The sequence below is a fragment of the Amycolatopsis sp. NBRC 101858 genome, from assembly GCF_030269325.1.
Classification (GTDB): domain Bacteria; phylum Actinomycetota; class Actinomycetes; order Mycobacteriales; family Pseudonocardiaceae; genus Amycolatopsis; species Amycolatopsis ponsaeliensis.
Genome location: NZ_BSTD01000003.1, coordinates 67,179 through 87,971, shown reverse-complemented (window position 1 = coordinate 87,971; position 20,793 = coordinate 67,179). Strand labels below are relative to the sequence as shown.

General features: G+C 72.2%; 20 protein-coding genes. 7 read left to right on the top strand and 13 right to left on the bottom strand.

The genetic code is table 11. From position 1 onward, the window contains the following. Positions 1–35: 35 nt before the first annotated feature. Positions 36–1,427 (bottom strand): S28 family serine protease, encoded by a 1,392-nt coding sequence (locus tag QSK39_RS23765; protein ID WP_285480025.1) that lies wholly within the window; start codon positions 1,425–1,427, stop codon positions 36–38. A 226-nt stretch (positions 1,428–1,653) separates the two neighbouring features. On the opposite strand from QSK39_RS23765, the gene QSK39_RS23760 reads away from it, so the two are divergent. Further along, positions 1,654–2,157, top strand: a complete 504-nt coding sequence (locus QSK39_RS23760; RefSeq protein ID WP_285480024.1) for an SRPBCC family protein — start codon at positions 1,654–1,656, stop codon at positions 2,155–2,157. Here the strand turns inward: QSK39_RS23760 and QSK39_RS23755 are convergent. From QSK39_RS23755 to QSK39_RS23740, 4 genes are read right to left on the bottom strand one after another with little or no spacing between them, the layout of a single operon-like run. Beyond that, positions 2,154–2,888 carry an enoyl-CoA hydratase/isomerase family protein gene (locus tag QSK39_RS23755; protein ID WP_285480023.1) on the bottom strand — a complete coding sequence of 245 codons (735 nt, stop codon included), beginning with the start codon at positions 2,886–2,888 and terminating at the stop codon, positions 2,154–2,156. The genes QSK39_RS23760 and QSK39_RS23755 overlap by 4 nt on opposite strands. Positions 2,889–2,910: 22 nt before the next feature. Continuing rightward, complete coding sequence (locus tag QSK39_RS23750; protein WP_285480022.1) at positions 2,911–3,378, bottom strand: hypothetical protein; 468 nt, start codon at positions 3,376–3,378, stop codon at positions 2,911–2,913. A gap of 1 nt (position 3,379) precedes the next feature. Further along, complete coding sequence (locus QSK39_RS23745; protein ID WP_285480021.1) at positions 3,380–4,303, bottom strand: ABC transporter permease; 924 nt, start codon at positions 4,301–4,303, stop codon at positions 3,380–3,382. Beyond that, complete coding sequence (locus QSK39_RS23740) at positions 4,300–7,161, bottom strand: alpha/beta fold hydrolase (RefSeq protein ID WP_285480020.1); 2,862 nt, start codon at positions 7,159–7,161, stop codon at positions 4,300–4,302. Before QSK39_RS23740 ends, QSK39_RS23745 begins: the two co-directional genes overlap by 4 nt. Before the next feature lie 304 nt (positions 7,162–7,465). Between QSK39_RS23740 and QSK39_RS23735 the strand changes: the two genes are divergently transcribed. Next, entirely contained in the window at positions 7,466–8,428 is a 963-nt protein-coding gene (locus QSK39_RS23735) for a TerC family protein (protein WP_285480019.1), read from the top strand. Between the two features lie 52 nt (positions 8,429–8,480). Beyond that, positions 8,481–10,424 carry a S9 family peptidase gene (locus QSK39_RS23730; RefSeq protein ID WP_285480018.1) on the top strand — a complete coding sequence of 648 codons (1,944 nt, stop codon included), beginning with the start codon at positions 8,481–8,483 and terminating at the stop codon, positions 10,422–10,424. A gap of 75 nt (positions 10,425–10,499) precedes the next feature. Here QSK39_RS23730 and QSK39_RS23725 read toward each other — a convergent pair whose 3' ends face one another. The 5 genes from QSK39_RS23725 to QSK39_RS23705 form a co-directional block, all read right to left on the bottom strand. Beyond that, positions 10,500–10,826: a hypothetical protein gene (locus QSK39_RS23725; RefSeq protein WP_285480017.1), complete on the bottom strand. Its 327-nt coding sequence runs from the start codon at positions 10,824–10,826 to the stop codon at positions 10,500–10,502. A gap of 56 nt (positions 10,827–10,882) precedes the next feature. After that, complete coding sequence (locus QSK39_RS23720; RefSeq protein WP_284745868.1) at positions 10,883–11,539, bottom strand: RES family NAD+ phosphorylase; 657 nt, start codon at positions 11,537–11,539, stop codon at positions 10,883–10,885. Positions 11,540–11,590: 51 nt separating this feature from the next. After that, complete coding sequence (locus QSK39_RS23715; protein ID WP_284745867.1) at positions 11,591–12,172, bottom strand: MerR family transcriptional regulator; 582 nt, start codon at positions 12,170–12,172, stop codon at positions 11,591–11,593. 420 nt (positions 12,173–12,592) lie between these two features. Beyond that, positions 12,593–13,570 (bottom strand): LacI family DNA-binding transcriptional regulator, encoded by a 978-nt coding sequence (locus tag QSK39_RS23710; RefSeq protein ID WP_285480016.1) that lies wholly within the window; start codon positions 13,568–13,570, stop codon positions 12,593–12,595. Positions 13,571–13,675: 105 nt separating this feature from the next. Next, positions 13,676–14,545 (bottom strand): helix-turn-helix domain-containing protein, encoded by an 870-nt coding sequence (locus QSK39_RS23705; protein ID WP_285480015.1) that lies wholly within the window; start codon positions 14,543–14,545, stop codon positions 13,676–13,678. Between QSK39_RS23705 and QSK39_RS23700 the strand changes: the two genes are divergently transcribed. The 3 genes from QSK39_RS23700 (at position 14,544) to QSK39_RS23690 (ending at position 16,315) form a co-directional block, all read left to right on the top strand. After that, entirely contained in the window at positions 14,544–14,957 is a 414-nt protein-coding gene (locus QSK39_RS23700) for an NUDIX hydrolase (RefSeq protein ID WP_285480014.1), read from the top strand. The genes QSK39_RS23705 and QSK39_RS23700 overlap by 2 nt on opposite strands. A gap of 121 nt (positions 14,958–15,078) precedes the next feature. Further along, positions 15,079–15,552: an MmpS family transport accessory protein gene (locus QSK39_RS23695; RefSeq protein ID WP_285480013.1), complete on the top strand. Its 474-nt coding sequence runs from the start codon at positions 15,079–15,081 to the stop codon at positions 15,550–15,552. Positions 15,553–15,559: 7 nt separating this feature from the next. Beyond that, complete coding sequence (locus QSK39_RS23690; protein WP_502873303.1) at positions 15,560–16,315, top strand: ABC transporter permease; 756 nt, start codon at positions 15,560–15,562, stop codon at positions 16,313–16,315. Here the strand turns inward: QSK39_RS23690 and QSK39_RS23685 are convergent. The 3 genes from QSK39_RS23685 to QSK39_RS23675 are packed head-to-tail and all read right to left on the bottom strand — an operon-like array spanning position 16,299 to position 19,320. After that, positions 16,299–16,985 carry a histidine phosphatase family protein gene (locus tag QSK39_RS23685; protein ID WP_285480011.1) on the bottom strand — a complete coding sequence of 229 codons (687 nt, stop codon included), beginning with the start codon at positions 16,983–16,985 and terminating at the stop codon, positions 16,299–16,301. The genes QSK39_RS23690 and QSK39_RS23685 overlap by 17 nt on opposite strands. Before the next feature lie 10 nt (positions 16,986–16,995). Continuing rightward, on the bottom strand, positions 16,996–18,879 hold the full coding sequence (locus QSK39_RS23680) for a Na+/H+ antiporter (RefSeq protein ID WP_285480010.1): 1,884 nt from the start codon (positions 18,877–18,879) through the stop codon (positions 16,996–16,998). Between the two features lie 33 nt (positions 18,880–18,912). Next, a complete protein-coding gene (locus tag QSK39_RS23675) occupies positions 18,913–19,320 on the bottom strand; it encodes a nuclear transport factor 2 family protein (protein ID WP_285480009.1) in 408 nt (135 codons plus the stop codon). 81 nt (positions 19,321–19,401) lie between these two features. Here QSK39_RS23675 and QSK39_RS23670 point away from each other — a divergent pair, with 81 nt between their 5' ends. After that, positions 19,402–20,787: a carboxylesterase/lipase family protein gene (locus QSK39_RS23670; protein ID WP_285480008.1), complete on the top strand. Its 1,386-nt coding sequence runs from the start codon at positions 19,402–19,404 to the stop codon at positions 20,785–20,787. Positions 20,788–20,793: the final 6 nt, after the last annotated feature.

Below are 20,793 nucleotides of genomic sequence, written 5' to 3'. Positions count from 1 at the left end.
CAAGGTGCCGTGAGACTACGCCCGGCCCGAGGAAGTCACAGCGGTGGCCGCGCCGCCAGGGTGAGGTCGGCGTCGAAGTCCGGGAACCCGGCCGGCGCGCTGCGAGCGGTCAGCGGCGACGCGGCGGGCAGCCCCGCCCAGCGCCGGACTGTCGCCGTCGCCGCGGCGGCGTCGGCCGCGGGCAGCTGGGCGATCTTCGACCCGTGGTTGCCGCCCGGCACGTAGTACCGGTACGAGTCGCGGCTGCCGAAGCCCAGCTCGAACGGCTCGGCGCCCCACGGGTCGTTCGAGCCGTACACGAACAGCAGCCGGGTGCCGCGGGACTTCACCCAGAAGTCGATGTCCGGCATGGCGAGGTAGTCGAAGCGCGGGATCTTGACCGACGACGGCACGAACGTCTTCGGCTGGTCGGCGCCCGGGTAACGCAGCAGGTCGCGCAGGTAGCCGTCGTACGCCTCGGGCGAGCCCAGCTGCGCGGCCGCCTGGTAGTAGTACGGGATGAACGGCTCGAGGTCCTGGTCGGAGTAGGTGTTGAGGCTCTCGACCTTTTCGTACCAGGCGTAGACGTCGGCCGCGGGTGCTCCCGGCGCGGGCACTGTCGCGCAGTCCGCCTGCTTCTGGTACTGCCAGAACGCGAAGTACGAGTCGATCACCGAGATCTCGAGGGACTTGTCGGCCGAGCCGACGATGGAAAACGTCAGTCCACGACGAGCCGCATCCGCCGCCGCGATCACGCCCAGCTCGCCGCGCCGCTTCAGCGCGTCACGCTGGATCGCCTTCAGCGCGTCCCGGCAGCCCGGGTCGTTGCCGACGCGGGAGAGGAACCGGTTGTAGACGTCGACGGGGTCGATGACGTCGTTGGGCGCGACGTAGGGGATCGTCGCGTCGACGTCGTCAGGGAAGAAGCGCCGGAAGTACGTCGCGGTCATGCCGCCCTTGCTGCCGCCGGTGGCCAGCCACTTGCCCGGGTAGATCGCCTTGAACGCCTGCACCGCGCGGTGCTCGTCCGCGGCGGCCTGCCAGATCGTCAGCTGCTTCGCCCAGTTCTCCGGCTGTGGCCGCGACGGCGTGAAGTACCGGTACTCCATCGACAGCTGGTTGCCGTCGACGATCTGCGTCGGCTCCGACCGGTTCGGCGCGGTGCTGACGTTGTAGCCGCTGGTGAAGGCGACCGTCGGCGCGGCGAAGTCGCGGTGCAGCAGGGTGAACCGCTGCTGGAAGGTGCCCGCGCCGGGGTGGCGGTGGTCGGCGGGCTGGGTGAAGGTCAGCTCGAAGAACCGGAACCCGGCCGGCGCCGGGTCCTCCTTGACGACCGTGAGCCCGGGGATCCGCGCCAGCGCGGTCGTGATGTCGGGCGCCGCGCTCGCGGCGGGCGCCAGGCCCACCACCATCAGCACGGCCGCCACAGCGGTGAACAGTCTGCGCATGGACGCACCCTCCCCGGCTTCGGATCCCACCGTGGGACCCTCACAGAACCGGCTGCGGTCGGCAATCGGCTGTCCGGGCGCAGAATCGGTCAGATTCCGACTTTCGGCGGGTGGCGCGCGCGTCCTCTGCCGTGCGCGGCCGCGGGCATCGTGCGAGTTGTCCGGCTGGTCGGCGCCACGTTACGGTCCGAACCCGGAGGCACCGGCATCGAGCGAGGGGTCCGCCATGAAGGTTTCCGACTGTCCTACGACGCAGGTCGAAGTCCGCATCGCCGCGGGGCCGGCCGAGGTCTGGTCCTGGTTGCTGGACATCGACCTGCCGGCCCGCTTCTCCACCGAGTTCCAGGGCGGTGGCTGGGTCGAGGGCTTCGAGCCCGGCTTGGGCGCGCAGTTCCGCGGCCGCAACTCCCACCCGGTCGCCGGGGAGTGGGAGACGGTCTCGACCGTGACCGGTTACGAGCCCGGGCGGCTGTTCGCGTGGGCCGTGATGGACGTGACGAACCCGGCCGCGTCGTGGCGCTTCGAGCTCGTCCCCGACGGCGACGGCACGATCCTGCGCCAGTGGGCCCAGATCGGCCCCGGCCCGTCCAACCTGACGACGATCATCGGCTCGATGCCCGAGCACGAGGAGGAGATCGTCGCGATGCGGCTGGGGGAGCTGCAGGGCAACATGCAGAAGACGGTCGAAGGCATCAAGGCCCTCGCCGAGAGCGGCGTCCACGCCGCCTAGCGCAGCACCTTGTCCACATAGGACTTGACGGCGGCGAGCGCCGCGGGTGACCGCCACAGCCGCTCGACCTCGGGGTCGTCGCTGTGCCGGTACTCGGCGATCCGCTCGTGGAAAGGCTGGCGGATCTGGGCCTTGGTGTGCGCGAACGCCTCGGCGGGCAGCTCGCCGAGCCGGGTGGCGACGGCCAGCGCCCGCTCGAGCACGTCGTCCGCCAGCTCGTCGACCAGCCCGCGCGCGAGGGCGTCCTGGCCGCGGTAAATCTCGCCCGAGTAGGTGAGGCCGGGCAGCGGGGCCGTGCCGTAGGCGCAGCGCAGGATCTCCAGCGCGGACAGCGGGAACGGCACGCCGACCAGCAGCTCGGTCACACCGATGCCGCCGGACCCGAGCACGCGGTGGTCGCACGCGGCCGCGAGCACGGCACCCCCGGCGACGGCGGGCCCGTTCAGCGCGGCGACCACCGGACGCGGGAAGCCGAACACGGCCAGCAGCGCGTCCGACAGCAGCGGCAGGAACTCGGACACGTACGCCGCGCCGCCGTCGTGGACCCGCTTGAGGTCGACGCCCGCGGAGAAGATGCGCCCGGTACCGGTGAGCACCAGGGCACGGGCTTGCGCAGCCTCCTCCAGCCGGAGCACGAGCTCGCGGCAGGAGTCGCTGTCGAGGGTGTTGGCCTTGCCGTGATCGATCCGCAGCACGGCGACGTCGTGGTGGCTGTCCAGGGTGATCGGCACGGCCAGACCGTACCCGAGAAGCTCAGGTCCGGCCGCTCAACCGGACGACGCCGAAGTGCTCGCGCCGCACCAGCTCGGTCACCTCGTCGAGGGTCGGCAGCCGCCCGGCCGGGAACCTGAGACCGATCTGCCGCGCCGCCGCGCGCGGCCCCAGTTCGGTGATCCGGTCCAGGTAGAGCCGCACGACGGCGCGCTCGTCGTCGAGGAGGACACCGCGCATCGGCGTGGTCCGCCCGGCGAACGTCACGTCGGCGTCCGCGCCGCCGGTGAAGTTCAGCCGCCAGCCGGCGGGTGTGAGCACGTACAGCCCGCCGGCGTCGCGGTGCGCGGTCACCGGGATCCGGTAGCGCCGTCCGGACCGGCGGCCGGTGAAGGCGAACAGCATGAACTCGCGGACGCCGCGCCCGAGCGGGCTCGGGAGCAGCGCGCGAAGCACCAAGTTGACCGCCTTCACCAGCGGCGCGGGTGGGTGGTGCCCTTCGACCGCCACGTCAGCTCGTGATGTCCTTGCGGGCGAACCGCCGCCCGGCGTACAGGAAGAACACCGTCCCGTAGATCACCGCCGACAGCATGCCGCTCGCCAGGTTCGTCCAGTCCACGTCCGTCGAGATCAGGTCCATCCACGAGAACGCGTAGTGCGTCGGCAGGTAGTTGCGCAGGCCCTCCAGCGCGGTGATCTGGTCCAGGATCTGCGACAGGATCGCCACCAGCACCGCGCCGCCGACCGCGCCGAGCGGGGCGTCGGTCGACACGCTGAGCGCCAGCGCGAGCCCGGCCACCCAGGCCAGCTGCAGGATGATGTACACAGTGGACAGTGCGATGGCGAGCAGGCTGTCGCCGAAGGACACCGCGTCGCCGGTCGGGCTGATCGCGTCGCCCGCGCCGTACCAGAGCACCCCGACGCCGAGGGACACCAGCGGCAGCAGCACCAGCGCCGCCGCCGAGAGCAGCCCCGACACGATCGCCTTCTGGCGCAGCACCCGCTGACGCGGCACCGGAATCGCCAGCAGGTACTTCAGGCTCGACCACGACGCCTCGCTCGCGATCGTGTCGCCGAAGAACAGTGCGACGATCATCGGCAGCAGGAACGTCCCCGACACGAACAGCGCCAGCACGACGAAGTTCGGCGCGGACGCCGTGGCCAGGTCGACGAACCCGCCGCTGCGCCGGTTCGGGTTCGACTGCCCGGCCTCGAACGCGATCACCAGGATGAACGGCAGGAGGGCGACGAACCCGAGCAGGAACTGCGTGCGCCGCCGCTTGAGCTGGCGCCGCAGTTCGACGCCGAGCCGCAGCGTCCGCCGCGCGGAGTACCCCGCGACGGCGCCGTCCGGCCCGACCTCGGCGTGCTCGTGGGACGCGACGTCGCTCAGCTCGTCGAGCGCGTGCGGATCGGTGTGCACACCCTCGCTCATGACTCTTCTCCGACCAGTTGCAGGAACGCGTCTTCCAGGCGGCGCCTCGGCCCGGCCTGCTCCACCGCGACGCCGGCGCGGACCAGCGTCGCGACCGCCTCGGCGCGCGGCAGCCCGTCGAGGTCGGCGTGCACCAGGTCGCCCTCGACGTCGACGGAGGTGACTCCGCCGTCCTTCAGCGCGGCGGCGGCCGCCTCCGGGTCGTCGACCCGGAACGTCGCCTCGCCGCCGGCCGCGGCCAGCTCGCCGACCTCGCCCGCCGCGACCAGTGCGCCGCGGTGCATGACCACGACGTGCGTGCAAGTCTGCTCGACCTCGGCCAGCAGGTGGCTGGAGACCACCACGGTGCGGCCGGTCGCGGCGTAGCGCTGCAGCACCTCGCGCATCTGGTGGATCTGGGGCGGGTCGAGCCCGTTGGTGGGTTCGTCGAGCACCATGAGCTCCGGCAGGCCGAGCATCGCCTGCGCGATCGCCAGCCGCTGCCGCATGCCCTGGCTGTAGGTCCGGACGCGGCGGTCGACCGCGGAGCCGAGCCCGGCGATCTCCAGCGCCTCGCCGAAGTGCGCCTTGTCCGCCGGCCGTCCGGTCGCCGCCCAGTACAGCTCGAGGTTCGCCCGGCCGGACAGGTGCGGCAGGAAGCCGGAACCCTCGACGAACGACCCGATGCGCGAGAGCACCGGAGCGCCGCCGGTGATCTTGTGCCCGAAGACCCGGATCTGGCCCTTCGTCGGCGTGATCAGGCCCATCAGCATCCGCAGCGTGGTCGTCTTGCCGGCGCCGTTCGGCCCGAGCAGGCCGAGCACCTGGCCCGGCTCGACGCGGAAGGACAGGTCGTTCACCGCGACGAACCCGCCCGGGTACTCCTTGCGCAGCCCCTCGATGACCAGCGGCGTCGTCGCCAGCTCCGGGTCGACGTCGGTGGCGCGGCGGCGGCGGAGCACCGCGAAGAGCACCACGGCCAGGGCGATCGCCAGCGTCACGCCGATGCCGACGAGCTGCCCGACCGGGGCCGGCGAGCCGACGGACGTCCCGGCGACGACCGGCACGGCCAACGCGGTGCCGCCGGCCAGCGCGACCCGGAACACCGCGGGCGCGGCCGGGGTCGCGAACGCCTGGTCGGTCGTGCCGACGACCAGGCGCAGCGAGTGCCCGCCTTCGATCGGCCGGACGATGCCGGGCAGCGTCACGGTGACGTCGACCGGCGTGCCGTCGGCGGGCAGCCCGCTCACCCGGAACGGCGCGATCGCGTTGGCCGGCAACACCCGGGAGCCGTCCTGGCCGACGTCGTAGAGCTTCGCGAACAGCACCGCGTCCGGCTGCGGATGCGCGGGGTCCGCGGCGACCTGCAGCCGCACGGTCGAGGAGCCGCTGACGACGATCTGCCCGTCCACCGGCGCGGTCGTGAACTGCGCGGCCTGCCCCGGCGGGTCGTTGCTGAACAGCGCGCCCAGCCGGGACGTGCTGCTGGCGACGCCGTTGAGGCCGGGGATCCCGCTCACCGCCGAGGGGTTCGCCCCGGCCGGGCGCACGATCGCCTGCGCGGGGCCGCTCATCGCCAGCAGCCGCCGCTCGGTGGCCGGGCCGGTCAGGCCGGGGTAGGCAGCCGCGTTGACCGTGCGCACCGACGGCGTTCCGTTGGCGCGCAACGTGCCCTGGACGTCGTAGCTGAACCCGGTGCCCGGGTCGCCGCCGTCGACGGCGGTCCAGAGGAAGTCGGCGATCTTCCCGCGCAGCTGCGGTCCGGGCTTGCCGCCGTCGTGGCCGCCGGTGTACCAGATCGTGCGCACCTTGCCGCCCGCCGCAGTGATCTGGCGCGCGGTGGCGTCGGACTGGTCTAGGCCGAACAGGGTGTCGCTCTCGCCCTGGACCAGCAGGGTCGGGACGGAGATCTTGCTCGTCACCGAGACGGGGGAGACGCGGCGCAGCAGGTCGACGCTCGCCTGGCTCGCCTGCCCGGTGGTGCCGAGCTCGGTGTAGGCGCGGCAGACGGCGGCGGTGAACCGGCCGCACGGGTCGGCCGGCGCGCTCTGGCGGCCTCCGCCCGCTCCCGAGGGCACGGCGGGGACGGCCGCCGCGGCGGCGCCCGCGGCCCCGGTGGATCCTGTGTCCGTGGCCTGCCCGGCTTCCGGCGCCTCGGCCGACGGCGATCCGCTGGAGGCGGCGCCGGAGCCGGCCGAGAAGAAGATGCCGGCCCAGCTCTTCTTGAACACGCCGTCGGTCGCGAAGGCACCGGCGGCCGGGGTGCCCGAGGCCTGCAGGCCCGGCGTGGCCGCGTTCGGGACCAGGCCCTGCGCGAGGTCGTTGTAGGTGATCACCGGGGCGATCGCGTCGACGCGCTTGTCCGTGCCGGCCAGCAGCAGCGAGAGCGCGCCGCCGTAGGAGGCCCCGGTGACGGCGACCTTCGGGTCGCCGCCGGCGTCGGTGGTCACCTGGTGCTGCGCGACGAGCCGGTCGATCAGGCGGCTCGCGTCGGCGACCTCGCCGTCCGGGTCGTTGAGCCCGATCTTGCCGGTGCTCTTGCCGAACCCGCGTGCGGACCACGTCATGACGACGAAGCCCTTCCGCGCGAGTTCGCGCGCGTCGTCGGCGACGCTGTTCTTGTCCCCGCCGAACCCGTGCGCGAGCAGCACCGCGGGTGCGGGCACGGTGGCGGGCAGGTAGGTGGTCGTGTCGATCTTGACCTGCTCCGCCGAGCCGGGCGCGGCGGGCATGTCGATCAGCGCGTCCTGCGTGGGCACCGGCGCGGGCGCGGCGGGGCGCGTGATCCAGAAGACCGCGCCGGCGGCCAGGACCACGACGACGGCGGCGAGCGCGGTGAGGCGGGCTCCGCGGGTGCGCGGGAGCGGGAGTCGGGGCACGAGGTGACCGTATGTGAAGTTTCCTGAGAGTGCCCTCACCGGCTCACATCGATCACACGCTCGTGACCGCCTGGTGGACCGAGGTGACCGAAATTACAGGACCAACCTGGTGACGTGCGCGATTCCGGCTGGCGCTCGGCCGGGGAGAACCGGCAAACTGGACGCGCTGTGAGGGGAGTATTCCTCCGCGGCGGTGTCGTCAGCACGGTGGCCTTGCGCCCCCGGCACCGTCGGCCGGTGTTTTCGCCGGCGGAAGAGACCTCCGGTTAGTTGCTCATGCGCACTATCCGGAGGTTTCGGTTTCATGACTGTCCCCCTGTGGCTGTGGATCGCCACGATCGGTGGCCTGCTCGCGCTCATCGCGCTGGACCTGGTCATCGTCGATCGCAAGCCGCACGAAGTGACCACGGGGGAAGCCGCTCGCTGGGTGATCTTCTACGTCTCCTGCGCGGTCCTCTTCGGTGCGGGCGTGTGGCTCTTCGCCGGGCACGACCCGGGCGTCGAGTTCTTCACCGGGTACATCACCGAGTACTCGCTGAGCGTCGACAACCTGTTCATCTTCATGATCATCATGGCGTCGTTCAAGGTGCCCGCCATCCACCAGCACCGCGTGCTGCTGGTCGGCATCCTGCTCGCGCTGGCCTTCCGCAGCGTCTTCATCGCCATCGGGGCCGCGCTGATCGCGCAGTTCGTCTGGGTGTTCTTCCTCTTCGGCGCGATCCTCGTCTGGACCGCCGTCAGCATGCTGCGCGGCAAGGACGAGGAAGAGGAGTACCACGAGAACGCCGTCACCCGGCAGGTCCGCAAGTTCGCCCCGGTGACCGACGACTACCACGGCCACCACTACACGGTGAAGCTGAACGGCAAGCGGATGATCACGCCGATGCTGCTGGTGATCGTGGCCATCGGGTCGGCGGACCTGCTCTTCGCGGTCGACTCGATCCCGGCGATCTTCGGCATCACCCAGGAGGCGTTCCTCGTCTTCACCGCCAACGCGTTCGCGCTGATGGGCCTGCGGCAGCTGTACTTCCTGCTCGGCGGCCTGGTGACGAAGCTGGTCTACCTCACCTACGGCCTCGCGGTGATCCTCGCCTTCATCGGCGCGAAGCTGTTCCTGCACGCCCTGCACGAGTACCACGTCGTGCCGGACTGGCTGGACATCAACAACTGGGTCTCCCTCGGGGTCATCATCGTCGTGCTCACCGTGACCACGGTGGCGAGCCTGGCGAAGGCCCGGCGCGACGAGCGCAAGCAGGTCGCCGCCTAAGTCCCGACTAAGGTCGTTCGCAGCGCTAAGGATTTCCGGTACCGTCGAGGGCGTGCGTCCTGCCGACATCGAAGCCCTCGTCGCCCCCGGCCGTCCCGCGCTGCGCGGGAACCTGCTGCTCACCGCGCTGAAGAAACCCGACCTGAAGACGAACGCCGCGCACAGCTCGCTGCGGCGCGTCTCGCTCGACGGCGGCGAGTCCGCGTGGACGCACGGTCCGCGCGACTCGGCGCCGTCGATCTCCCCGGACGGGCGCTGGGTGGCGTTCCTCCGCGCCGGGGAGGGCAAGGGGGCCGACGGCAGCCCGCAGCTGCACGTCATGCCGGCCGACGGCGGTGACGCGCGCCGGCTGACCTCGCTGCACCTCGGGGCCGGCGAGCCGGTGTGGGCGCCGGACTCGCGGCGGATCGCCTTCACCGCGCGCGTCCCCGAACCCGGCCGGTACGGCACGGCGGACGCCGACGACGAGACGCCGGAGCCGGCCGCCGAAGCCCCGCGCCGGATCACGCGCATGGACTACCGGCTCGACGACCTCGGGTTCCTGCGCGACCGCATGCAGCGCCTGTTCGTCGTCGACGCCCTGGCGGAGGACGTGCCGGACCCCGAACCGCTGACCGGGGACGAGTACGACGTCACCGGCCCGGTGTGGACGCCGGACGGCACCCGCGTCGTCTTCACCGCGCCGCCGGACTGGGGCGCCGCCGAGAGCGACTTCCGCGACATCTGCGCGATTTCCGCCGAAGGCGGCGAGCCCGAGCTCGTCGTGCGGGGCGAAGGGTTCTCGGAGCGTCCGGTGTTCGCCGCCGACGGCACGTTGTTCTACTTCGGACAGTCCTACGCGGAACACCACGAAGCCGCGATGACGGGTCTCTACACGGCGACGCCGGAGTTCGGCGCCGGTCCGGCGAAGGCGCGCCGGCTCACCGACATCGAAACCGTCGACTGCGAGGCCTCGGCGGGCCCGCCGGCGCCGCGCGAGGGCGACGTGCTCGTGGCCGTCCGCAACCGCGGCGCGGTCGAGCTGCGCGCCGTGGCCGTCGACGCCGCGGACGCCCCGCTGGCCGACCTGCCGGTGGTCTACGCGGACCGGACCGCGCTGCGGTCGTTCACGCTGGACGGCGCGGTGCTGGCGGCGGTGATCGCCACGCTGGACACCGCGGGCGAGGTCGTCCTGATCGAGGACGGCGGCGTGCGGGAGCTGACGGACTACTCGAAGCCCTTGCGCGCCACGGGCCTCCGGCCGGTGATCGAGCTGGAGACCTCGGCGCCGGACGGCTACCCGGTGCACGGCTGGCTGGTGCTGCCCGAGGGCGACGGCCCGCACCCGGTGCTGCGGGTGGTGCACGGCGGCCCGTTCACCCAGCAGGACTGGGCGGTGTTCGACGAGGCGCAGGTGTACGCGGCCGCGGGGTACGCGGTGGTGCTCGGCAACCCGCGCGGGTCGGCGGGCTACGGGCAGACCCACGGCCACGCGATCACGCACGGCTTCGGCACGGTCGACGTCGACGACGTCCTGGCGCTGCTGGACAAGGCCCTCGAACGGCCGGACCTGGACGCCTCCCGCGTCGGCATCATGGGCGGTTCGTACGGCGGGTTCATGACGAGCTGGCTGGCGGCCCACCACGGCGAGCGCTTCAAGGCGGCGTGGAGCGAGCGCGCGGTCAACGCGTGGGACTCGATGGTCGGCAGCTCCGACATCGGCTACACGTTCGTCGACGCGTACATCGGCGAGTCGCCGGAGGTGCAGCGCGAGCGTTCGCCGCTTTCGTACGCGGCGCAGATCAAGATCCCGTTCGCGGTGGTCCATTCGGAGCAGGACTGGCGCTGCCCGCTGGAGCAGGCGCAGCGGATGTTCGTGGCGCTGCGCCGCGCGGGCGCACCGGCGGAGTTCCTGCTGTTCCCGGGCGAGGGGCACGAGCTGTCCCGCTCCGGGCGGCCGCGCCACCGGGTGCAGCGCTTCGAAGCGATCCTCGAGTGGTGGGGGCGGCACCTGTAGGCGCTCTTGCGCTCGTGGCCGACGCACGAAGACGCCCGGGTCGTGCACGCGGCCCGGCCCGGGCGCCCTCGGTTCCTAGTTGAGGCGGTCCGGCTCGGTGCGGCTCGGCTCGGTGATCTCGAAGATCTGCCGGAGCGTGTCCATGTGCCGTTCGAGTTCGGGAGGGAATTCCGGCATGTACTCGCTGTAGATCTCCACGGCGGTCCCGTCCTCCGCGTAGAGGTCGGGGTGGGGGCCCGCGCTGTAGAACGTCATGCCGTCGCGGTGGTGCACCACTTCGATCTGCTTGTCCGGCGGGAACCGGACCAGCACGGCGGTACCCGGCAGCACCGTGTGCTGGTTGGCCCACGGCTCGAAGCAAAGCAAGAGCGACTGGTGTTCCGCGCGTACGACGAGGTTCATGGTCGCCAGGCTGCAACCTCCACCGCGCTGGAGGTCAACGTCCCGGCGCCGGCCACTCAGTTCAGCAGCGTGTAGTTCAGCTCTTCGCAGACCCGGCCCAGCGGGACGTCCAGGCCCGGGTGGTCCAGCGGCAGCAGCACGTCCGGCGCGATCGGCAGCGCCGCGCCCGCCGGGGGGTCCCACAGGCAGATCGCCGGGTCGCCGGAGTCCATCGAGGAGCGGTACCAGAGGCCGTCGAGGTCGCTGAACGCGCCGCGGATCGCGCGGGCCCACGCCTGCGTCAGCTTCTTCGGCCCGCTCGAGATCTCCTGCGACGCACCCACCCGCGTCGGCCACAGGCCGGTCAGGTCGAGCAGGCGCAGCGTGCGCGTGGGGCGGACGACGACCAGCCGGGGGCCGCGCGTGCGGCGGTCGACCGACGAGCTCGTCTGGAAGACCTCGGCGACCGAGGTGCGGACCGTGAGGCCGAAGTAGAGGACCCCGTTCGCGGGGTCGGTGACCGGCGCGCCGCCGCGGCCGGGCGACTGCTGGTCGAACCGGCCGTGCGGGAGCGGGCCGGTGTAGCGGAACGAGTTCCACTGCTGGGGGTGGTTGCCGTGCGCGGTGAAGATCCGGACGAGCCTGGTCGCGGGCTGGACCGTCACCACGTCATCGGCGCGGTTCAGCTGCCGGACCAGGACGGATCGGGCGGGCGGCAGCGGGAGCCGGGCCATGGGTCGGGGGTGGTCCGTCCTTGTCGGTGATCTTGCTCGGGGAGGCCCAGCCTAGAACGGCGAGCCGAGCATGGCGATGAGGCGGGCGACGTGGTCCGGGTCACCCCCGGAAAGGAGCCATTGGCGCGGGGTCGCGGGATGCTCGTTGATGACGAGGTCCGGCTGCGGAGTGCTCATGAACGCGGCGACGACGAGTGCGGGCTGGTCGTCGGGGAGGGCCTTGAGGACGACCTCGAGGCCGGGCAGCACGCCCGAGCCGGCGAACTGCCACGCCGGCAGGCGCCAGCCGCCGTCCTTCCAGCCGGTCAGCCTGCCTTCCTTGAGGCGATGGCGGATCCGGCTGTCGTCGACGCCGAGGGCCTTCGCCGCTTCGTTGACGCTGAGCGCACCTTCGGCGAGGACTGCGTGAGCGGCCACCGTGCGGGCGCGGAAGTCCGGCTCGCCCTCTTTGCGGGGTGAGAGATCGAGGCCGACGTCGGTGAGCGCGGCGCGCTGGTCGGCGGAGAAGTAGTGCGAGGGATCCGGATTCGGTGGCGACAGTCTGCGCGCGGCGTCTTCGACGAGCGTGAGGAACTCGTTCGCGTCGACTTTCAGGCCCGCCTTGGCGAGGATGTTCTCCAGCGCTACAGACATGTGGCTCAGGTTAACCCGAAACAGCGCGCCTGTGCGGGTTCGTGCGGTTTCTTGCCCTGACTGTGGGTGAATTCACCAGAGATCGACACTTACCGCACATCACTCAACACGTTGAGTAGGCAACTTCCGGATAGTCTGCCCGGATCGGAGGACGTTGTCCAGGCTTGACAGTGCGCGGTCCTGGACTTACGTTCCGTGTGAGTAAACGATTTCCGCTCCGTGCTCACAGGATCCGGCGGGTTGACGCCGGCCATGGGGGACACAGGGGGTGGGGCGTGCCTGGGGGGCCTGGCACGAGCCGGCCCCCCAGGCACGTCTGTCCGCGGAGTCCACGGCTTCGAGCCGACCCTCCAGGTACGCGAGCCGACCGTCTGAGTACGCGAGCCGACTGTCCAGGTACGCGAACCGACTCTCCGGGACTCAGCGGCGGGAGCTCTTCCGTTCGATCAGGCGTGCCTCGAGCGTCGTGGTCGTCGCTTCGCGGCTGCTGTCGGTGATTCGGGCCAGCAGGAGCTGCGCCGCCACCCGGCCGACCTCGTACGCCGGCTGCGCGACCACCGTCAGGGGCGGTTCGATGAGCGTCGTCCACGGGGCGTCGTCGAACGACACGATGCCGACGTCGCGGCCCGAACGCAGGCCGCGCGACGACAGCGCCTCCAGTACGCCGATCGCCATCGTGCTGTTCGCGACCAGGAGCGCGTCCGGCGGGGACGGCTCGTCGAGCAGCTCCAGCGCCGCCAGCCGGGCGCCCTCGGCGCGGTACTCCGCCCGCCGGGACACCGCGTTCGCTTCGCCGACGACGTCGGTGTATCCGGCCAGGCGGTCGTCGGCCGTGCGGACGCCGGCGGGCCCGGTCAGGCAGGCGACGCGGCGGTAACCGCCGGCCAGCAGGTGCCGCGTGGCTTCGGCGGCCGCGTGGCGCGTGTCGACCAGGACCTGGTCACCCGCGTCGGCCGGCAGCGGCCGGTCGACCGCCACCAGCGGCGTGCCCTGGCGGCGCAGGCCCTCGACGTTCGTCGACCGCCCGGTCGGCGACAGCACCACCCCGGCGACCCGCTCCTGCAGCGCGACCTCGATGTAGCGCCGCTCCTTGTCCTCGTTCTCGTCGGAGTTGCAGAGCACGACGGAGTAGCCCGACCGCTGCGCGAGGTCCTCGACGCCGCGCGCGATGGCCGTGAAGAACGGGTTTTCGACGTCGGAGATGATCAGCGCGAGGACGGCGGTCTCCTGGCGGCGGAGGTTCCGCGCCAGCCCGTTCGGGTGATAACCGAGCTCGGCGGCGGCCTCCTGGACGCGCGCGGCGAGCATCGGGTCCACAGTGGACTTGCCGTTGAGCGCGCGCGACACGGTCGCCGTGGAGACGCCGGCCCTCGCCGCGACGTCGCTGATGGTGGCCACACGCCCTCCCTGATCACCGGTCGAAGGGAGGATAGCGCTCTTGGTAGTCGTTTACCGTCCGCTTACCTTCTGGGGCGCGGTCCCACTTCCGGTTGCCCGCACGGGTTACGCCGAACGGAGCCGATCACGCACCGCCTCGTCCACAGTGGAGGGTGTGCGGAAGTAGGCGCGCGGGGTCAGGCCGGTCAGGGCCCGGCAGTCCCGGCTGAGGTGGGCTTGGTCGGAGTACCCGGCGGCGGCGGCGAGCGCGGCCAGCCCATCGACGCGCGGAGCCAGCGCGACGGCCCGCTGGAAGCGGGTGACGCGGAGGTAGGTGGCGGGGCCGTACCCGACGGCTTGGACGAAGCGCCGCCGCAGCCGCCGCTCACTGACGGCGAAGGGGCCGGGGTCTTCAAGCCGCGCGGCGGCAACCTCCGGCGCGGCTGAGGGCGGGGTCGGCCGGTCGAGCATCGCTGTGGCTTCAGCGACCTGCGCCGGGCTCACGCCATCCTGTCCAGCCCCCGTCACCATCGCCGCCGCTTCCGCTACCCGCGCCGCCCCCGCGTCCAGCCTCGCTATCAACGCCGCCACCGCCTGGTCTGCCGGCCCCACCTCCGGCAACCTCGACGCAACCGCTTGCGCCGGCGTCAGCTCGCCCGACAACAACCGCTCCGCCAGCACCTCCCCGGCCTGCCCCCACAACTCACCCAGCGACACCCGGCGGTCGCGCAGCTCGTCCGCTGCCACTCCGAGTACCGCCGGTGCGCGGCCCGGGGTGAACCGCACCCCGCGCAGCTCGGCGCCCGGCCGGGTCACCGAGGACCACGCCGCCGTGTCCGGGCCCGCGATGAACACTCCGCCGTCGCCGACCACCAGGTCCAGGCAGCCGTCGGGGACGATGCGCTTCGGGCCCGCCGAAGCCGACCGCCACACGCAGCGCGCCACGCCCGCCAGCGGCCCGGGGGGTGCCGCCTCCTCGTACATACTCCAGATCATGCACCCCGGGTCCGACAAAACCATCGACTCACTGGCCTGGATCCACGTCCGCGACCGCCGCCTGCTGTCCGTCCGCACCGCCGGGAAGACGAAGTTCTACCTCCCCGGCGGCAAGCGCGAGCCGGGCGAAGGGGACGTCGGCGGGCTGTGCCGGGAGATCCGGGAGGAGCTCGGCGTCGAGCTCGATCCGCTCACCTTCCGCTTCTTCGCCGTCCTCGAAGAGCAGGCCGACGGGTTCGCCGACGGCCGGCTCGTGCGGATGACCTGCTACACCGCCGAGCACCGGGGTGAACCGGCGCCGTCGCGGGAGATCGCCGAGGCCGCGTGGCTCGGCTCGGCCGACGCTTCCGCCTGCCCGCCCGCCGGGCAGCGGATCCTGCGGTTGCTCGCCGATGCCGGGCTCGTGGACTGACCGCACCCGATTGGGTGAAAGTTGGACTTCTCACGAAACCTCGCTAACGCGCAGTGAGGTCACGGCGAGATAGAGGTCGACGCACTCGACGGAAGTGCGCGCGACGAGAGAAGACCTCTCCATGGGTGTTCCCACCGCGACCAGGCCGGATCGTGACTGCGTGCGCCGGGTCAAGCCGGCCGGAAACGTCGTTGTCGTCCTGGTCGTGCTCGCCGCCGCCTTCGCGGTGACGTCGTACGTCGTGCCCCGGTCCTCGCGCGGGGAGGCCAAGCAGGAGCCGGTGGCCGCGCCGGTCGTGCCGGCCGCCGTCGCGACCGTGCGCCACTCCGTCGTCTACGAACTGCTCGGCGCGCACGGCGCCCAGGACGTCACGTTCGCCGCCGAGGGCTCGGCGCTGACCCAGCAGGCCCAGGTCGCGACGCCGTGGTCGGCCGAATTCACCCGCGTCGGCCCGGCCGGGCGCACCGAGTTCTACAGCATCGCCGCCCGCAACCCCGGGCCCGGCGAATTGCGCTGCCGGATCGTCGTCGACGGGGTCGTCGTCGCCGAAAAGACCGTCGCCGAGCCGGGCCGCCAGTTCAGCTGCGCCGTCTGACGGCACGATGGGCGGCGTGAACGACGCCGCGATCACCTTCGGGCCCGCCCTCGTGGCGGTGCTGGTCCTGCTCGCCATCGCCGCCACCGCGGTCGTCCAGGCCGGTGGCCTCGGCCGCGGCCGCGACGTCCTGATCGCCGCCGTCCGCGCGGTCGCGCAACTGGCCCTCGTGTCGCTGGTGATCACCGCCGTCCTGCGGTCGGCCCCGCTCACCGGCCTGTTCGTGCTGCTGATGTTCGCCATCGCCGCGGTGACGTCGGCGCGCCGCGCCGGCCCCTGGACGAACCTGCCTTGGACGGCCCTCGCCATCGCCGCCGGTGTCGCCCCGGTCCTCGCCCTGATCCTCGGCGCCGGGGTCGTTCCGCCGAAACCCATCGCGGTCGTCCCGATCGCCGGCATAGTCATCGGCGGCGCGATGACCGCGACGTCGCAGGCCGCAAGAAGGGCGCTCGACGAGCTCAAAGCCCGCCACGGCGAGTACGAAGCCGCGCTCGCCCTCGGGTTCCTGCCCCGCCCGGCCGCGCTCGAGATCTGCCGCCCGAGCGCCGGGCACGCACTCATCCCGGCCCTCGACCAGACCCGCACGGTCGGTCTGGTGACGCTCCCGGGCGCCTACGTCGGCGTCCTGCTCGGCGGTGCCGGCCCGATCCAAGCCGGCCTGACGCAGGTGCTGGTCCTCATCGGGCTGCTCGCCGCGGAAGCCGTCTCGATCCTGGTGACCGTGCAGTTCGTCGCGGCCGGGAAGCTCAGCCGAGCGGCGTAGCCAGGTGCCCGGTGTCGTTGAAGCGCCGGATGATCCAAGTGTCGCCGTGCAGCACGAGGTGCGAGATCGACCCGTTGTCCGCGCCGAGGAACGCGAACCGCTCGACCGAGCGGCTCGCCTGCGCGAACACCTCGCCGATCACGCCGCCGTGGGTGAACACGGCGACGCGCTGGTCCGGGTGCGCGGCGGCGATCCGCGTCAGCGCGCCGCGCAGCCGGGCACCGAACCGCTCGTCGGACTCCGCGCCCGGGATGACGTCCCACCGCTGCTCGGTCCACAGCCGCTCGACGATCGGGTGGCCTTCGGCCGTGTACTTCCGGAAGAGGCCGTTCTCCCAGTCGCCCAGGTGGATCTCGCGCAGGTCCGGCTCGACGGCGGGGGTGATCCCGAGCTTCTCGGCCAGCGGAGCCGCGGTCTCCGCCGTGCGGCGCAGCGTCGTCACGTAGATCGCGTCGATCCGCTCGCCGGCCAGCCGGTCGCCGACGCGCCGGGCGTGGTCGCGGCCGTCGGGCGCGAGCTCCGGGTCGGCCTGGCCGTCGACCAGCGCGAAGGGGTTTTCGCCGCGAGCGGGCGCGGACTCACCGTGCCGGACCAGGAAGATCTCGGTCGAGCCCGGCGGCGGGCTGAACCGGTGCTGGCGGTACTCGATCTCCTGCTCAGGCGTGCTCATGGCCCCGACATTATCCGAGTTGCTTGTCCACGAAACACCACCGCCACGTCTCGCCCGGCTCGAAGCTGCGCATGACCGGATGGCGGGATTCGTGGAAGTGCCGGGTGGCGTGCCGGCGCGGCGAGGAGTCGCAGCAGGCGACGTTGCCGCACTTCAGGCACATCCGCAGGTGCACCCAGTTCGTGCCCTCCTCGACGCAGGCGGCGCACGTGTCCGGTGAGCTGGGATCGCGTTCGACCCACTCGTGGGCCAGGTGCTTGCACGAACCGGCCGTCGCGGCCGGGGTGCGCAGCTCGCGGCCCTCGACGTCGGGTTCCTCGTCGTCGCGGTCCAGCATGGACTCTTCGATGTCGAGCCGCTCCAGGACCTTCCGCAGGACGTCGTCGTCGGCGCTGCCGGCGTCGCGGGCCTTCAGGAACTGCTCGCGCTCCACCTCGAGGAGCTGGATGCGCAGGCGGCGGTAGGCGTCGCTCGGCGTCTCGGCGAGGACGCTTTGCCTGCCGAGCTGCTCCCACGCCGAGTCGGAGCGGTTCTGCAGCCGGTCGCGGATCCGCTGGATGATCTCCGGCGGGTCGTCCGGCCGCTGGATCTCCTCGAGCTTCGCCAGCGCCGCGGTGGTCATGTCGTGCAGCACGGACGCCTCCTGCAGCGCGTCCTCCGCCGGGTCCGGCCGCGGCAGGCGCAGCCGCCGGATCAGCGGCGGCAGCGTCATGCCCTGCACGGCGAGCGTGCCGGCCACCACGACGAACGCGGCGAGCACCAGCACGGCCCGCTGCGGGGTGTCCGCCGGCAGCACGAAGGCCGCGGCGAGCGTGACGACCCCGCGCATGCCCGCCCAGGAGATCACCGCCGAGTAGCGCCACGGCCAGATCTTGGCCTTCGCCCGGTTGGGCAGCATCCGCCGTTCCAGCCGCTTCACGGTGCCGATGCCGATGAGCCACAGCATCCGCGTGAGGATCGTCGCGACGAGCACCGCCACGCAGATCCAGGTCAGCATGGCCAGCGACAGCCCGGATTCGCCGACTTCGGACAGGATCCGCCGCAGCTGCAGCCCGATCAGCAGGAAGACCATGTTCTCCAGCAGGAACGCGATGGTCTGCCAGTTCAGCCTGCTCGCCAGCCGGGCCGAGCCGGAGAGGATCTTCGGCGCCTTGTGCCCCAGGATGAGCCCGGCGACGACCACGGCCAGCACGCCGGACCCGTGGATCGCCTCGGTCGGGATGTAGGCGATGAACGGCACCGCGAACGACAGCGCGGTGTCCAGCACCGGCTCGTTCAGCCGGGCGCGGATGAACGCGGCCACGAACCCGACGACCAGCCCGAGCACGATCCCGCCGATCGCCGCGCGCAGGAAGTCGGCGCCGACCTGCCAGAAGCTGACCGAGCCGGCCAGCGCGGCGATGGCCGTGCGCAGGGCGACCAGCGCGGCCGCGTCGTTGAACAGGCTCTCGCCCTCGAGCAGCCGGATCAGTTTGCGGGGCATGCCGACCCGGCGGGCGACGACGCTGGCCGCGACCGCGTCCGGCGGCGCCACGATCGCCCCGAGCGCGATCCCGCCGGCCAGCGGGAGGCCGGGGATCACCGCCCAGGCGACCAGCCCGACGCCGAAGGCGGTGAAGACGACCAGCCCGACCGACATGAGCCCGATCGCCCCGCGGTTCTTCCGGAAGTCGACCAGCGACGTCTGGATGGCCGCCGAGTACAGCAGCGGCGGGAGCAGGCCGAGCAGCACGACCTCGGGGTCGAGGTGGTACTCGGGCACGCCGGGGACGTACGACGCGCCGACGCCGACCACGATCAGGCACAACGGGGCGGACCAGTCCAGCCGCCGCGCCACCGCGCTGACGACGAGGACCGTCACGACCAGCGCCACTATCTCTGCCGCTATGTGCACGGGCTCATCATTACCCGTCGGCCGCGGCGGGTGTCACCTGGCCAGCTCCGGGAGCACCTCGGCGACCAGCTGGGTGTCCAGGTACTCGGTGATCTCGCGGATCTTCCCGCCGTCGAGCCGGAAGACGAAGCAGTACTGGTTGTCGTACCGCGGCCCGGCCTTGGTCGCGACGCTGCCCCGCGTCTCCACCACGACGACGTCGTCCTCGGCGACGAACCGGCTCGCGGTGCTGGTGTAGGTGCCGTCGAACTGCTCCCCGAGCGGCGCGAGCAGGTCGCGGCGGACCGAGTCCTTGCCGCGGAAGCTGCCGGACCAGCTGTTGTGCCCGCCGACCGTCCACGTGACATCGTCGGCCATGGCAGCGATCAGCGGCCGGATGTCGCCGGTCGCCCAGGCGTCGAATGCGGCTCTCACGAGCTGCTTGTTCTCTGCTGCGGTCATGGTTCCCTCCCAGTGTGTGGGACCGAGTCAACACCCTGGAGCGCGCTCCAGGGCAAGTCCCCGCGCGCCTAGGCTGGAGGCGTGACGACGGTGGAGATCGCGGCCGGCGCGCTGCGCGGGTCCGAACGCGACGGGGTCAGGACGTTTCTCGGGGTGCCCTACGCCGAGCCGCCGGTGGGGGAGCTGCGGTTCCGCGCGCCCCGGCCGGTGCCGCCGTGGTCCGGGGAACGCGACGCGACGAAGTGGGCGCCGCGGGCGCCGCAGCCCGAGCTGACCGGCCGCGGCTTCACCGGCGACGAGGACTGCCTCTCCCTGAACGTCTACGCGCCTTCGGAACCCGGCTCGTACCCCGTGCTGGTGTGGATCCACGGCGGGGGCGGCGTGATGGGCGCGCCGCACCAGTTCGACGGGTCCGCGTTCGCGCGGCGCGGCGTGGTCGTGGTGACCGTCGCCTACCGGCTCGGGGTGCTCGGCATGCTGCACCTGCCCGGCGTCGCCGACTCCAACCTGTCCCTGCGCGACCAGGTCGCGGCGCTGGCGTGGGTGCGCGACAACGTCGGAGCGTTCGGCGGTGACCCGGACCGCGTGACGCTCGCCGGGCAGTCCAACGGCGGCCGCACGGTCGGGACGCTGCTGGCCGTGCCCGCCACGCGGGGGCTCGTCCGGCAGGCGATCGTGCAGAGCGGCACCGGCGTCGGCTCGGTCGTGCACACCCCGGCCGAAGGCGTGGCGATCGCTTCGGCGGTGCTGTCCGAACTGGACGCGTCGCCGGAAGACCTCGCCACGCTGCCGGTGAAACGGATTCTCGAAGCGCAGCAACGGGTTTCGGCGGCCTCCGGGACCAAGGTGACCTACCGGGTGGTCGTCGGCGACGAGCTGCTGCCCGAACGGCCGCTGGACGGCGTCCGCGAAGTCCCGCTGCTCATCGGGACGACGGCCGACGAGGAAGACCTGTTCAGCTGGCTGCAGTCGGGCGGCGCGAAGCTCCTGGGTGTCGGCTCGACGATGCTGGACGACGCCGAGATCGAGAAGGCTGTCGCGGCCTACGCCGAGCTGCTCGACTGGCCGGCGGACCAGATTCGCAACCGCGTGCTGACCTCGGGGGACTGGTGGATCCCGGCGATCCGCTTCGCCGAGAAACAGCCGGACGCCTGGATGTACCGGCTCGACTGGCGGATCGCCCCGCGCGGCAAGGGGCTCGGCGCCGCGCACGGGCTCGACCTGCCGTTGGTGTTCGACGACATCCGCAATCGCAACTGGCGGTTCCTGTTCGCCGGCCGGACGTTCCCGGCCGAGCGGATGCAGGCGGTGGCGACGGAGATGTTCGACGCCTGGGTCCGGTTCGTCGCGACGGGCGACCCGGGCTGGCCGCGCTACCGGCCGGCCGACCGCGTCACGCGGATCTTCGACGACGTCTCGGCGACGGTGTCCGATCCGGACCGCGAGCAGCGCCTCCTCTGGGACTGAGCCGGG

Bases quoted from the DNA above. Each gene is read 5' to 3' on its own strand.
- QSK39_RS23765 (WP_285480025.1), bottom strand. From the start codon at position 1,427: ATGCGCAGACTGTTCACCGCTGTGGCGGCCGTGCTGATGGTGGTGGGC.
- QSK39_RS23760 (WP_285480024.1), top strand. From the start codon at position 1,654: ATGAAGGTTTCCGACTGTCCTACGACGCAGGTCGAAGTCCGCATCGCC.
- QSK39_RS23745 (WP_285480021.1), bottom strand. From the start codon at position 4,303: ATGAGCGAGGGTGTGCACACCGATCCGCACGCGCTCGACGAGCTGAGC.
- QSK39_RS23735 (WP_285480019.1), top strand. From the start codon at position 7,466: ATGACTGTCCCCCTGTGGCTGTGGATCGCCACGATCGGTGGCCTGCTC.
- QSK39_RS23725 (WP_285480017.1), bottom strand. From the start codon at position 10,826: ATGAACCTCGTCGTACGCGCGGAACACCAGTCGCTCTTGCTTTGCTTC.
- QSK39_RS23720 (WP_284745868.1), bottom strand. From the start codon at position 11,539: ATGGCCCGGCTCCCGCTGCCGCCCGCCCGATCCGTCCTGGTCCGGCAG.
- QSK39_RS23715 (WP_284745867.1), bottom strand. From the start codon at position 12,172: ATGTCTGTAGCGCTGGAGAACATCCTCGCCAAGGCGGGCCTGAAAGTC.
- QSK39_RS23700 (WP_285480014.1), top strand. From the start codon at position 14,544: ATGCACCCCGGGTCCGACAAAACCATCGACTCACTGGCCTGGATCCAC.
- QSK39_RS23705 (WP_285480015.1), bottom strand. From the start codon at position 14,545: ATGATCTGGAGTATGTACGAGGAGGCGGCACCCCCCGGGCCGCTGGCG.
- QSK39_RS23695 (WP_285480013.1), top strand. From the start codon at position 15,079: ATGGGTGTTCCCACCGCGACCAGGCCGGATCGTGACTGCGTGCGCCGG.
- QSK39_RS23690 (WP_502873303.1), top strand. From the start codon at position 15,560: ATGGGCGGCGTGAACGACGCCGCGATCACCTTCGGGCCCGCCCTCGTG.
- QSK39_RS23685 (WP_285480011.1), bottom strand. From the start codon at position 16,985: ATGAGCACGCCTGAGCAGGAGATCGAGTACCGCCAGCACCGGTTCAGC.
- QSK39_RS23675 (WP_285480009.1), bottom strand. From the start codon at position 19,320: ATGACCGCAGCAGAGAACAAGCAGCTCGTGAGAGCCGCATTCGACGCC.